General features: G+C 70.4%; 11 protein-coding genes. 5 read left to right on the forward strand and 6 right to left on the reverse strand.

Annotation, left to right across the window (positions count from 1 at the left end):
- Positions 1–408: 408 nt before the first annotated feature.
- Together ACPA54_RS29615 and ACPA54_RS29620 are read right to left on the reverse strand one after the other, a co-directional pair.
- Positions 409–1,290: a glutamate ABC transporter substrate-binding protein gene (locus tag ACPA54_RS29615; RefSeq protein WP_423534457.1), complete on the reverse strand. Its 882-nt coding sequence runs from the start codon at positions 1,288–1,290 to the stop codon at positions 409–411.
- Positions 1,291–2,085: 795 nt separating this feature from the next.
- Complete coding sequence (locus tag ACPA54_RS29620) at positions 2,086–4,305, reverse strand: catalase (RefSeq protein WP_423534458.1); 2,220 nt, start codon at positions 4,303–4,305, stop codon at positions 2,086–2,088.
- Positions 4,306–4,522: 217 nt separating this feature from the next.
- Here ACPA54_RS29620 and ACPA54_RS29625 point away from each other — a divergent pair, with 217 nt between their 5' ends.
- On the forward strand, positions 4,523–4,693 hold the full coding sequence (locus ACPA54_RS29625) for a hydrophobic protein (protein ID WP_423534459.1): 171 nt from the start codon (positions 4,523–4,525) through the stop codon (positions 4,691–4,693).
- Positions 4,694–4,937: 244 nt separating this feature from the next.
- Here the strand turns inward: ACPA54_RS29625 and ACPA54_RS29630 are convergent, their stop codons facing one another.
- Positions 4,938–6,095: a glutathione-independent formaldehyde dehydrogenase gene (locus tag ACPA54_RS29630; RefSeq protein WP_423534460.1), complete on the reverse strand. Its 1,158-nt coding sequence runs from the start codon at positions 6,093–6,095 to the stop codon at positions 4,938–4,940.
- A 94-nt stretch (positions 6,096–6,189) separates the two neighbouring features.
- Complete coding sequence (locus tag ACPA54_RS29635) at positions 6,190–6,729, reverse strand: cysteine hydrolase family protein (protein WP_423534631.1); 540 nt, start codon at positions 6,727–6,729, stop codon at positions 6,190–6,192.
- Positions 6,730–6,922: 193 nt separating this feature from the next.
- Here ACPA54_RS29635 and ACPA54_RS29640 point away from each other — a divergent pair, with 193 nt between their 5' ends.
- The 3 genes from ACPA54_RS29640 to ACPA54_RS29650 all read left to right on the forward strand — a co-directional run bounded on the left by ACPA54_RS29640 (position 6,923) and on the right by ACPA54_RS29650 (position 8,880).
- Positions 6,923–7,480: a hypothetical protein gene (locus ACPA54_RS29640; protein ID WP_423534461.1), complete on the forward strand. Its 558-nt coding sequence runs from the start codon at positions 6,923–6,925 to the stop codon at positions 7,478–7,480.
- Positions 7,481–7,970: 490 nt separating this feature from the next.
- A complete protein-coding gene (locus tag ACPA54_RS29645) occupies positions 7,971–8,609 on the forward strand; it encodes a HemK2/MTQ2 family protein methyltransferase (RefSeq protein ID WP_423534462.1) in 639 nt (212 codons plus the stop codon).
- 88 nt (positions 8,610–8,697) lie between these two features.
- Positions 8,698–8,880: a CDGSH iron-sulfur domain-containing protein gene (locus ACPA54_RS29650; protein WP_423534632.1), complete on the forward strand. Its 183-nt coding sequence runs from the start codon at positions 8,698–8,700 to the stop codon at positions 8,878–8,880.
- A 23-nt stretch (positions 8,881–8,903) separates the two neighbouring features.
- On the opposite strand, the gene ACPA54_RS29655 is transcribed toward ACPA54_RS29650, so the two are convergent.
- Together ACPA54_RS29655 and ACPA54_RS29660 are read right to left on the reverse strand one after the other, a co-directional pair.
- Positions 8,904–10,382, reverse strand: coding sequence for an aminotransferase class I/II-fold pyridoxal phosphate-dependent enzyme (locus ACPA54_RS29655; RefSeq protein ID WP_423534463.1), 1,479 nt, complete (start codon positions 10,380–10,382; stop codon positions 8,904–8,906).
- Between the two features lie 28 nt (positions 10,383–10,410).
- Positions 10,411–11,364, reverse strand: coding sequence for a TIGR03557 family F420-dependent LLM class oxidoreductase (locus ACPA54_RS29660; RefSeq protein WP_423534464.1), 954 nt, complete (start codon positions 11,362–11,364; stop codon positions 10,411–10,413).
- Positions 11,365–11,552: 188 nt separating this feature from the next.
- Here ACPA54_RS29660 and ACPA54_RS29665 point away from each other — a divergent pair, with 188 nt between their 5' ends.
- On the forward strand, positions 11,553–12,053 hold the full coding sequence (locus ACPA54_RS29665; protein WP_423534465.1) for a flavin reductase family protein: 501 nt from the start codon (positions 11,553–11,555) through the stop codon (positions 12,051–12,053).
- The last annotated feature ends 58 nt before the right edge of the window (positions 12,054–12,111 follow it).

Below are 12,111 nucleotides of genomic sequence, written 5' to 3' on the forward strand. Positions count from 1 at the left end.
CCCCAACCCCCCCCCGGCGCGCCGCCGGGGGGGCGCGGCGCGCCACCCCCCCCCCCCCCCACCCCTCATCCGCGCACCACCACCGCTGCGGTGTCCGCGGCCGCGCATCGCAAGGCGCAGGCCCGCCGCTCGCACTCGACCGTGTGCGAACGGGCCCTGCGAGGTCGGGTGCGAGCAATGCAAAAACCAGAGCGAGCACTTGGGGGAAGAAGACCTGACCGAGGCGGGAGAGACGAACTGGTGAGTCGCTTCCCGTTCGTACGGGACCAGGACGCGTTTGACGTCGAGCGGTCGTGCCGGATCCTTGAGGGCTCCCGGTCGGGGTTCTGCCGGTGGCGCGGGGCAGCCGGGGTGCGGGCCGACCGCGAGAACGCCGACCGTGCCGTGACGGTGCGGATCCGTCGGATTTCACCCCACGTATGACGTCTCGGGCTTCTGCGGCTCCCCGTCGAAGGCCGGCGACAGCCATGTCCGTGCCAGGCGTTCCCATGTACCGTCCGCGAGCATGCGGGTGAGTGTCCCGTTCAAGAACCGGACGAAGTCGGCGCGGTCGAGGCGTACCGCCATGCCGTGCGGTTCGTCGGTGAAACGCGGGCCGACGATTTTGGTATCGCCGTCCTGCGCCCGCAACCCCGCCAGCAGCGCCCCAGTTGTGGAGATGGCGTCCACCTCGGCGCGTTGGAGCGCGACCAGGCAGTCCGTCCAGTTGTCGACGGCATACGGCAGCGTGCCCTTGTCCCGCAAAGTCGCGATCGATGTCGTTCCGCGTACCGTGCAGACCCGCTTGCCGCGCAGGTCGCCGATGCCGGCCACGGGAGAGTCCCACGGCACGAGCACACGCTGCCCGTCGTCGTAGTAGTTGCCGCTGAACGACACCTGGCGCTTGCGGTCGCACGTGATCGTCATGGTGTCCACGACGAGGTCGACCTCGCCGTTCTGCAGCAGCGGGATTCGCTGCGCCTGGGTGATGACCCGGTAAGCGACATGGCCGGGTTCGCCGAACAGCGCCAAACCGACCGCCTCGGCCATCTCGATGTCGAAACCTTCGATGCGGTCCTTCTCGTGGTGGTTCCGCGCCGCGAAGTACTGGGTGTTCTGGTCGACGCCGACGACGATGCGGCCTCGTGCGACGATCTCGGCCATCGACGACCCGGCCGGCATCCGCCCCGGCGCGGGCACCGGGTCGAGCGGTCTCAGACTCTCCCGCACCCGGCACGAGGCATCGTCCGCGGACGCCGGATAGTCGGCGCCCACGGCCGGCCGCGCCACCGGAATCTTCGAAGGTGACACGGACACGGAAGTGGGCCGTGGTTGCGCCGACGAACATCCCGCCGCCGACACAACGAGCGCAACCAGCGGAAGCAACAAGGAAATCCGCGGAAGTCCGCGGATGCGTGGTCCAGCTGTCATCGCCACGATCTCCCCCCATCCGGTGCCCCCCATCATGGTCGTGACCGAAGCGCGAGAGCGACAGACTCCGCCGCCGATCAACCGCGATTCGAGGGTTTTCCCGCACGGGCGAGTGCCCACAAGTGTCCCGCCCACGTTCCCGCCGAGCCGTACGGGTGGACCAACTGGTGCGGAGGAGGGAGTGCATGGCCGGTGACACGAGCTCACCCTGAAGTGCTATGAGTGCTACGGGTGCTTGGTGCCTGGCCACCATCGCCGGCCTGAAGTTCGCGCATGCCGCAGGTCGTGTCGCTTGGGAGAGCGCCGCACCGCGCCGGCCACCTGACGTCGCCAATGCGCAATTGTCCTCGACGACTTCCTCGAACATCGCGCCGCTTCTGCAAGCTGTTCGAAGTGGAAGACCCGAGATGGGACAGCGCCTTGTCGAGGGCCGCAGCGTTCATGGCCTGGCAGGTAGGTGCTCCCGATCATCACATGGGGATCGGCGAAAGCGGCGCCGTGCCATGACGTGCCGTCGCCACGGTGTGCGCGCACTCCAGGCTGAGATTGGCTCGGCCTCACCGTGCCGACCGGTCGTCCTCCTCCGCGACGCGGGCACGCCGCATCGCGGAGGAGGACGATTCGGACCGCCGGACAGGCCGGTGTGCCATGCCTGGGTGGATGGTCGGCCGCAGGTCAAACCGCCGGGGCGAGGCGGTCCCAGACGCGGTGCTGGCTGAGCAGGTCGGCGACGTCCTCCAGCACGGCTCCGGAATCGGACGCGGCGACGACTCCGGGTCCTTCGGGGTCGATGTCGGCCGCGCGCAGTGCGTCCGCGCCGTTGCCCCAGGCGCCCAGGGGTTTGCCGTGCCGGTAGGTCTCGTCGAGCATCACCAGCACCCGCGGGTCGATGCCGGCCGCGGGGGCGCCCGCGAGCAACAGCGCGTCGAACTCGGTGGAGCGGGCGGTGGCGAACGTCCGTTGGATGGCGACGGGGTCGCCGTCGTCCTCCAACTGCCCGCCGGCCGGGGCGATCACCAGCGGGACCATGCCCTTGTCGAGGATGGCTTGGCGCACCGCCCGCACGTCGGCGAGGCCCTGTCCCGCCGAGGTGACGATGCCGATGACGCGGCCGTCCAACGGCCATCGGCCGCGCAGTTGGGACAGGGCGGGGCTGGCGTGGGTCTCGGCGTGTTCGACGGTCGCGGCGGGCGCGGGCAGGCCGAGGCCGGCGGCGACCTGGGCGCACAGTTCGGCGTCGATGTTGGCGAGCACCTTCAGGGCGCGTTCCTTGATCGCCGTCTCGTAGCACTTGTTCAGCTCGAAGGTGTATGCGGCCACGATGTGCTCGCGCTCGGTCGGGGTCATGCTGAGCCAGAACAAGCGGGGCTGGCTGAAGTGGTCGTCGAAGGTGGCCGCCGCGTCACGGACCTTGTGCGCGGGTGCCACGTCCGCGGGGACTTCGATGTAGGCGCCGTTGTCCGCGCCGGCCTGGAAGGGGCAGCCGCCGTCGAGGGAGTTGGGCCGGTAGGGCGCCACGCCTTGGTGGACGGCGGTCTGGTGCATGCCGTCGCGCAGCATGTCGTTGACCGGCGCGTGCGTCCTGTTGATCGGCAGCTGCGGGAAGTTGGGGCCGCCGAGGCGGGAGATCTGGGTGTCGAGGTAGGAGAACAGCCGTCCTTGCAGCAGTGCGTCGTTGGTGACGTCGATGCCCGGGACGAGGTTGCCGACGTGGAATGCGACTTGCTCGGTCTCCGCGAAGAAGTTCGACGGGTTCGCGTTGAGGGTGAGCATGCCGATCGGCTGAACGGGCGCCAGCTCCTCCGGAACGATCTTGGTCGGGTCGAGGAGGTCGATGCCCTGGAACATCTGGTCGTCGGTGTCGGGGAACGTCTGCACGCCCAGCTCCCACTGCGGGAAGGCACCGGACTCGATCGCGTCGGCCAGGTCCCGGTGATGGAAGTCCGGGTCCATGCCCGCGGTGATCTGCGCTTCCTCCCAGACCTGGGAGTGCACGCCGAGCTTCGGCTTCCAGTGGAACTTGACCAGCGTCGTCCCGCCCTCGGCGTCGACCAGCCGGAAGGTGTGCACGCCGAAGCCCTCCATCATCCGGAACGAGCGCGGGATGCCCCGGTCGGACATGTTCCACAACGTGTGGTGGGTGGCCTCGGTGTGCAGGGTCACGAAGTCCCAGAACGTGTCGTGCGCGCTCTGCGCCTGGGGGATCTCCCGGTCCGGGTGGGGCTTGCCGGCGTGGATCGCGTCGGGGAACTTGATGGCGTCCTGGATGAAGAACACCGGGATGTTGTTGCCGACCAGGTCGAAGACGCCCTCGGAGGTGTAGAACTTCGTCGCGAAGCCGCGGGTGTCGCGCACGGTGTCGGCCGAGCCGCGGGAACCCAGCACCGTGGAGAACCGCACGAAGACCGGGGTCTCCACGTCCTTGCCCAGGAAAGCCGCCTTGCAGATCCGCTCTGCCCTGCCGTAGCCCTGGAAGACGCCGTGCGCGGCGGCACCGCGCGCGTGCACCACCCGCTCGGGGATCCGCTCGTGGTCGAAGTGGGTGATCTTCTCCCGCAAGTGGTGGTCCTGGAGCAGGACGGGCCCGCGGGGGCCGGCCTTGAGGGAGTGGTCGGTGTCGTACAGCCGTGTGCCCTGCGCGGTCGTCAGCCACTCGCCACCCTGGGCGACGTCTTCCCGCGACGCGCCGGTGGGCTGCCCGGTGGGACCGTAGGTCTCGGGTCCGCGCTGGTCGGCTTTCGGGTGGAGCGGCCCGGTGGGCTCGGTCGGCTCGTCCACGGGCGGCGAGACCGCAGCCGGCGCCCCGGGGATCTCGTTCCCCGACGAGGCGGCCTCCTGGACCTTCTCGACGATCTTCTCGGCGGCAGCCGACACGGGGTTCTTCTTCGCGGTCACAGGATTCCGATCATGGGATTACGGCAGTGCCACGCGCACGGGGCGACACTCGGTCGTGGAAACCGCCGGTTGCGGTATCCCCGGCGGCAGCGTGACATTCGGCTGCCCGCGATCACCGGATCGAACACCTTGCCCGTGGCACCCGGCGCAACCGCCTCCGCAACCGGATCCACGAAACCTGCGCATTGAACCGGGGTTTGCGGGCAGTGCCGGAATCATGATTCCTCTTCTTCTGGTCCTCCTTCTGGCACTCGTCCTCTTCGGCGCCGGGTTCGCCCTGGAAGTGCTGTGGTGGGTTGCCGTCATCGTGCTGGCCATCTGGCTGCTCGGGTTCCTCGTCCGCAGCACCGGCGCGGACGGAGGCCGCGGACGCTGGTACCGCTGGTAGCCGAATCGTCGTACCGCCCGGCCGACCCCCCCGCGTTTCGGTGGGCCGACACCCGCTCAACGAGGAGGCAAGCGATGTTGTCGGCTCATCCGGCCCTTCTGGGCACCTCCGTACGTGACACTCGCGCCTCACCTCCTGACGGATCGGCGGGTGTGCCGCGGACGGGCCCGGCATGGTTCGGCGTGCCTCACGTCCCTCACGTGCCTCACCAAGGGACGCCGCCCGCGGCAGGGCGTCGGCCGGGTCACCGTGTGGTGCCGTCGGGGTGGAGGACGACCTTGGTCCAGCCCTCGTCGCGGTTGTCGAAGTGTTCGTAGGCGCTGGGGGCTTCGTCGAGGTCCAGTTCGTGGGAGACGACGAAGCCGGGTTCGGCCTTGCCGCCGGCGATCAGGTCGCGCAGGGCCCGGTTGTACCGCTTGACGGGCGCCTGCCCCGTGCCCATGCGCTGGCCTTTGAACCACATCAGGCCGTAGTCGATTGCTATCTTGCCCTGCGCTTCCATGGCGTTCTGGGCGTCCTCGCCGCCGGGGTCCTCGGGAAGGAACACGCCGACGACTCCGAGGCCGCCGGTGAAGCGGACGGCATCGATGAGGCCGTTGAGGGTGAGCGCGGCGTCTTCACGGCCCTGCGGGTCGTGCGCCTGGTAGCCGACGCACTCGCATCCGTTGTCGGCGCCCAGCCCGAGGGTCGCTTCCTTGACGACGCCGGCCGGATCCTGCGTCGAGGTGTCGATCGGGATGGCGCCGATCTGCTCCGCCAACCGCAGCCGGTCCGGCTGGTGGTCGGCCACCCACACCCTTCCCGCGCCGCGCAGGAGGGCGGAGTAGGCCGCCATCAAACCGACCGGGCCCGCGCCGAAGACGATCGTCTGGTCGCCGGGTTTCACGCCGGCCATCTCGGTGGCGTGGTAGCCGGTGGGGAAGATGTCGGCCAGCATGACGTAGTCGTTCTGGCGCTCTTCGGCGTCCTCGCCCAGGCGCAGGGCATTGAAGTCGCCGTACGGTACGCGCAGAAGCTCGGCCTGGCCGCCCTGGTACGGACCCATGTCGGCGAACCCGTAGGCGGCACCCGCCAGCGACGGGTCGGGCTGCATGGTCAAGCAGTAGCTCGTCAGCCCCTGCTCGCACTGCTTGCAGAACCCGCAGGCGATGTTGAACGGGAGCACCACGTACTCGCCGACCTTGACCTTCCGCACACCCGATCCGACCTCGACGACCACACCGAGGTTCTCGTGCCCGAGCGTGCGCCCGGTTTCGAAGGACGTCCGCCCCTCGTACATGTGCAGGTCGGAACCGCAGATGTTGGTGGTCGTGATCTTCACCAGAATGTCGCAGGGGTGCTCGATCTTGGCGTCCGGCACGTCCTTCACGGCGACATCGCGGGCGTAGACAGCGGCCTTCATGGTTTCTCATCACCTTTCCGTATGCATGGCGCGTTCGCGCACGCCCGGCGGCTGCCCGCAAAGGCGGCGGCCACACGAGCGCGACCCCGGGGTGTCAGGCGAAGGCAACCTGGTCTTCGGGGCAGACCCGGGCGTCGAGGTTGAGTTCGATCATGCGGAGTGCGGCGTCGGCGAGATCGGGGTGGATGTGTGCCACGGCGTCCCGGGGCACGACGATGCGAAAGTGCCGCACGTGGGCATCGATGGCCGAGTACAGGACGCACTGCTCCGTGGCTTGCCCGCACAGCACCACGCGCTGCACGCCGCGCCGGTCGAGCAGGTATTCCAGCGGGGTCTGGAAGAAGGCCGAATGGCGTGCCTTCACCACGAACATCGATTCGGGATCGGGTGCGATCGGCCGGACGAGGTCGCCGTGCGGCCCGTCCAGGCAGGCGGCGAGGAACTCCCGATGGTCGGATCTCCAGCGGCCGAAGTTGTCGTTGACGTAGATCACGTCCGTGCCGGCGTCCCGAGCCCTGCGGATCAGCCGCCGCATGGCGGGCAAGGTCTCGCGGACCGAGGAGACCAGGCGCTCGGCGTCCTTGTGCTCGTAGGTGTTGATCATGTCGATGACCAGCACCGCGGTCTTGTCCATGCCGATCGCTCCCGGGTCCGGATCCACGCCGTACTGCCGCAGTACGCCCGCGCGGATACCCGTCGGCCGCACAGGTAACGCCCCCGGGGCGGTCCCGCGGCCCGCGGGCTCCGGCGGTACGGCATGGGCGCCCGCGGTCCGGGTAGGCGCCCGGAGTGGACCTCACTCGCCGTCCGGGACAGGAGGAGCCACCATGAACCCCCTCGCAGCCCGAGCCGAGCCCGAACGAATGCTGCGCCTGTATCTGACGGACCACTTCGCCGGAGCCACCGGCGGCTCGGAACTGGCACGACGGTTGGCGCGCACCCACCGGAACGGCCCATACGGCCGCGAACTGGATACGTTCGCCCACGACGTCGCCCGGGACCGGGAAACGCTCCGCACACTCATGGCCTCTCTGGACATCACGCCGCAGCGGGCCAAGGTCGCCGCCGCGTGGACGGCCGAACGCGTCGGGCGGCTCAAACCCAACGGCCGGATCGTCCGCAGGTCGCCGCTCAGCAACGTGCTGGAGCTGGAGGCCATGCGTATGGGTGTCGAAGGCAAAGCCTCATGCTGGCGCGCACTCAGGATGCTCGCCGACAACGACGACCGTCTTCCCGCCGACGAGCTGGACTCGCTGATCGACCGGGCCGAGGACCAGTCGAGCTTCCTCGAGCGGCTCCGGGTCCGCATGGCCGCGGGAGCGTTCGGCCCGGAACCCGCTGCGGGTGACGTGCGGCGCACAGCCCACCGGCCGTCCCCCGCCTGACCGGGATCGCCGACCCCTGCACGGCTCGGTGCCGACGCGGCGGCACGGTCTCGTCCGCGCCCGAAGCCCCCGCCCCTTGCCGCGTTGGCCTGTGCCGCGCCGGATTCCTCAGCCCACATCGGGCACCTGCGGTTGATTTGCACAGGCCGGGTAGCCGCTGCGGCATGAACGTCCCATCGACATCGGAGCGCGGTCGCCTCCGCAACCATGCGGCCGCGCCGCATGGGCTGAGGTTCGAGACCCTCCGCGCGACCCCTGGGGAAGCCCTGGTCGGCGGGGTGTGCAACAGCGACCCTGCCGGGGTCGGCGGCCTGGCGTCCGCGCGCGCCGGCATCGATGTCGCGGAGCCGAACCCATGACCCGGCCTGCCGCCGTCCCCTTCACCTCCGCGCTGCCTGCTCATCGCGGCAGTGACGGACGGCGACGGCCGGCCGACGCGGCGGGGCACTCGCCGCCCGATGCCCTGCCGGGCGTGCTTCGCCTCCCCGGCATGTACCGACCGCAGGCCGACACGTGGCTTCTGGTGAGCGCCTATCTGGACACCGGCCTGGCCACCACGGCCCGCAGCGTCCTGGACGTCTGCACTGGCACGGGCGCAGTAGCGATGGCCGCCGCCGACGCAGCCGGGGCGAGCTGCCGGGTCACCGCCGTCGACGCCACACGCCGGGCCGTCTGGGCGGCACGGTGGAACAGCCTGCGCCGGCACCGCGGCGTCGCGGTACGCCGGGGCAACCTGTTCGCCCCCGTCGACGGCCACCGCTACGACGTCGTGCTGGCGAACCCGCCGTACGTGCCGGCCCCGGAAGCGGACCTGCCTCGGCACGGCCCCGGCCGCTCGTGGGACGCGGGCCGCGACGGGCGGCTCCTGCTCGACCGCCTGTGCCGCGCCGCCCCGCGCGTGCTGACCCCTGGCGGATCGCTGCTCGTGGTGCACTCGTCGCTGTGTGGTATCGCGGAGACGCTTCGGCTGCTCGCCGCCGCGGGACTGCATGCCACGGTCGCGGCCCGCAAGCGCGAGCCGTTCGGGCCGGTCATGTCGTCGCGTGCCGCCTACTTGGAAGAACGCGGCCTGATCGCCCCGGGCTGCCGGGAAGAGGAATTGGTGGTCGTGCGTGCCGATCGGTCATGAACCCCCTCCGGCCCCGAGGAAGCAGAGCGAACCCCGAGTCCTCGGTGTGTACGGGGCCGAACAGCGGGGCGCGGCCCACGTGACGGTCGTGCCCCGCGGGCCCGCATTGCTGCGCGGCCCGGTGGAAGTCGACATGCCCGACGGCACCACAGCGCGCTCGGACCGTGTCGTGGTGGCCGTCTGCCTGTGCCGGCGGAGCAAGCGCATGCCGTGGTGCGATACCAGCCACCGGCGCCCGGCGAGCGGATCCGCCGTGCACCCGGGGGCGTGATCGGCAAACCTCCCGGGACCCCGTCAGGTGCCTGCGACCACCCGGACCACACGCAGCGACGGGTCGTCGGCGTCCGGCACGACCATGCCGGCGGCGACGCCGCTGCGGAGGTAGGACAGCACGGGCTTCGACAGCCGTTCGCCGGGGACGACGACCGGGATCCCCGGCGGGTACGGGGTCAGCATTTCGGCGGCGACGCGACCCTCGGCGCGGTCGGTGTCGACATGCTCGGTGTCCGCGAAGAACGCGTCACGCGGCAGCATCACCGTCTCCAACCGCAGATCCGTCGGACTCGGCACATCGACGACGGCCGAGGCGCGGCGCAGACCCTGCGCGTGCGCGGGCAGGGCCTGCAATGCGGTGACCAGGGCGTCCGCGGTGGCGCGGTCGTCCGCGTACGACAACTGGGCGCTGACCCGGCGGTGGTCGCACACATGGAGACTGACGCGGTGGTGCATACGGAGCCAGTCAGCCGCCGCATAGCCGGTGATGCCCAGGGCGCCGACGTCGATGACCAATTGCAGCGGGTCGACTTCGAAGGCCCGGTCCGGGCCGAGGAATTCGTCGCAGTCGACGTGGAGTCCCGCGATGGCCTCGATCCGTTCGCGTACGTGCGACGCCAAAACGAGGGCATCGGCGAGCAACGTGTTCCCGTGCTGCGCCATCTGCCTGCGCCACCCGTCCATGGCCGCGTACAGCAGGACGTTGGGACTCGTCGTGTCGAGCAGGTCAGCGCAGGAGGCGAGATGATTGTGGTCGACCCGGTCGCCCTGTTGATGGAACACCGAGCCCTGTTCGAGGCCGCCACCCATCTTGTGGACGCTCGTCACGCATACGTCGGCACCGGCGTCCATCGCCCAGGTCGGCAGCCCGTCGTGGAACGGCAGATGGGCGCCCCACGCTTCGTCCACGATCACGGGGACGCCGTGCTCGTGTGCGGTCCGGGTGATGCCCGCCAGGTCCGCGCACGTGCCGTACGGCGTCGGGCTCGTCACCAGCGCGCCGACCGCGTCGGGGTGCCGATCGAGGGCCCGCGCGTAGTCGGCGGGGCCGGGCGGGTGCGCCAGATGCAGGTCCGGGTCCCAGTGCGGCTCGACCCAGCGCGGGCAGATGCCGCACAGGATCAGGCCCGAGACCACCGATTTGTGGGCGTCCCGCGAGATGACCAGCTCTTGGTGCGGGCGGGCGACGGCGAGCATCGCGCTCTTCACCGACAGGCTGCTGCCGCAGGTCGAGAAGAAGGTGCGGTCCGCCGCGACCGCTTCCGCCATGAGCGCCTCCGCGCGTTCCAGGACACGCCCGGACGACAAGCGGTCGTCGAGGCCGCCCACGGCCAGCACGTCGGACGCGAATACTCCCGGACCGAGCGTGGCGAGCACCCGCGGATCGGCACCGCGGCCCTGCTTGTGGCCCGGTGGGGTGAAGGGGATGTAGCCGCGCCGGTGGTAGGCATCCAAGGCCTCCAGCACCGGCGCACGGGACTGATCGAGACGGCCGCTCATGGCCCGCGGCTACCCGGCCGCGCGGGATTCACCCCTGCACGGCCGGCAGTACGCGCTCTCCGTAGGCGCGGAAGAACTCCTCGTGGTGCGTTCCGATCTGGCCCACGAACACCTCGTCGAAGCCCGCGTCGGCGAACGCCCGTAGCCCGGCGACGTGTTCCTCCACGTCGTCCCCGCACGTGACGGATTTCGCCACGATGTCGGGCGTGACCAGCCCGGCCGCCTGTTCGAAGTGCTGCGGAGTCGGCAGAACCTGCCCGAGTTCGCCGGGCAGCTGCTCGACGGCCCACAGCCGGTGTGCGGTCTCGACGGCACGGTCGCGGTTGCCGTCCCAGCACACCTTGAGACCACCCAGGACCGGCCCCCGTCCGCGGCTGTCGCGGAACGCCCGGACGGCATCGGGGTCGGGCTGCGTGGTCACCAGGCCGTCGCCGATGCGGGCTGCAAGGTCGAGGGATTGCGGGCCGAAGGCCGACACGTAGATCGGTACGTCGTTCTGCGGAACCGTGTACAAGCGGGCGTTGTCGGCGGTGTAGTGCCGGCCGCGGTGGGTGATCGTCTCGCCGGTGAAGAGACGGCGCATGACCTCGACGGCTTCCGCGAGCATGTCGGCACGGACGTCCCACGCCGGCCACGGCGCGCCCGTGACGTGTTCGTTGAGTGCCTCGCCGGTGCCGACACCGAGGCGGAACCTGCCCGCGGTCATGACGGCCGCCGTCGCGGCGGCTTGGGCGGTGACCGCCGGGTGCAGGCGAACGGTCGGGCAGGTCACGAGTGTGGTCACCGGGAGCGCGGTCACCTGGCTCAGCGCGCCGATCACCGACCAGACGAAGGGACTGTTTCCCTGCGCCTCGTTCCACGGATGGAAGTGGTCGGAAATCGCGAGGCCGGCGAAACCGGCCTTCTCCGCCAACCGTGCCTGGTCGATCAGCTCGGCCGGGGTGTACTCCTCGCAGGACAGAAAGTAGCCGATGCGTGCCATGGCGGTCCGTCGCCTCCTCGGTCGCCGCCGGGCCGGCGGGCTTTCCGCGACCCGCGGCGGGTTTCGCCCGCGCGGCTACCCCGGAAGTTCCGGGTCGTGCGGCGTGGCGCCGGATTTCGGTCCCTCCGCCGGGGTGCCATCGTGGTTCCAGAGGGCGCTTCGGTGGACGACCCGGGAGGCTGTGGCCGATGGACTTCGAGCGATTCGCGGATGCGTTGGACTACCCGATGTTCGTGGTGACCGCGGCGCACCCGGCCACAGGTGAGCGGTCCGGGTGCCTGGTCGGGTTCGCCTCGCAGTGCAGCATCGCCCCCGCGCGTTTCCTCGTCTGCGTCTCCCGGGCCAACCACACCCACCCGGTCGCCCAGGCATCACGCGTGCTGGCCGTGCATGCCTTGAGCGCTCGTCAGCGGGAACTCGCCGAACTGTTCGGGGAACGCACCGGTGACGACACCGACAAGTTCGCCCGTTGCCGCTGGACGCCGGGGGAGGAGGGAGTCCCGCTGCTGACCGACTGCCCGCGTCGGTTCGTCGGCACCGTGGTCGATCGCCTCACCGGTTTGGGGGACCACACCGGGTTCGTCCTGGCGCCGCTCGATTCGGGCGACTCCGCCGCCGGAACCCCTCAGATGGAGCCACCGCTCATGTACTCCGACGTGCGGGACATGCAGCCCGGCCACCCCTCGTGACGACCGGCACCCGCCGGCAGCGCGCTGAAGGGACACAGCGGCGTTCACCAAGGAAAGG

This window comes from Uniformispora flossi, assembly GCF_049534875.1.
Classification (GTDB): domain Bacteria; phylum Actinomycetota; class Actinomycetes; order Streptomycetales; family Streptomycetaceae; genus Yinghuangia; species Yinghuangia aomiensis.

What these genes read in the sequence shown, in the direction of transcription:
- ACPA54_RS29645 (WP_423534462.1), top strand. Translation starts at nt 7,971, where the DNA reads ATGTACCGACCGCAGGCCGACACGTGGCTTCTGGTGAGCGCCTATCTG.
- ACPA54_RS29655 (WP_423534463.1), bottom strand. Translation starts at nt 10,382, where the DNA reads ATGAGCGGCCGTCTCGATCAGTCCCGTGCGCCGGTGCTGGAGGCCTTG.
- ACPA54_RS29665 (WP_423534465.1), top strand. Translation starts at nt 11,553, where the DNA reads ATGGACTTCGAGCGATTCGCGGATGCGTTGGACTACCCGATGTTCGTG.
- ACPA54_RS29660 (WP_423534464.1), bottom strand. Translation starts at nt 11,364, where the DNA reads ATGGCACGCATCGGCTACTTTCTGTCCTGCGAGGAGTACACCCCGGCC.
- ACPA54_RS29635 (WP_423534631.1), bottom strand. Translation starts at nt 6,729, where the DNA reads ATGGACAAGACCGCGGTGCTGGTCATCGACATGATCAACACCTACGAG.
- ACPA54_RS29630 (WP_423534460.1), bottom strand. Translation starts at nt 6,095, where the DNA reads ATGAAGGCCGCTGTCTACGCCCGCGATGTCGCCGTGAAGGACGTGCCG.
- ACPA54_RS29640 (WP_423534461.1), top strand. Translation starts at nt 6,923, where the DNA reads ATGAACCCCCTCGCAGCCCGAGCCGAGCCCGAACGAATGCTGCGCCTG.
- ACPA54_RS29625 (WP_423534459.1), top strand. Translation starts at nt 4,523, where the DNA reads ATGATTCCTCTTCTTCTGGTCCTCCTTCTGGCACTCGTCCTCTTCGGC.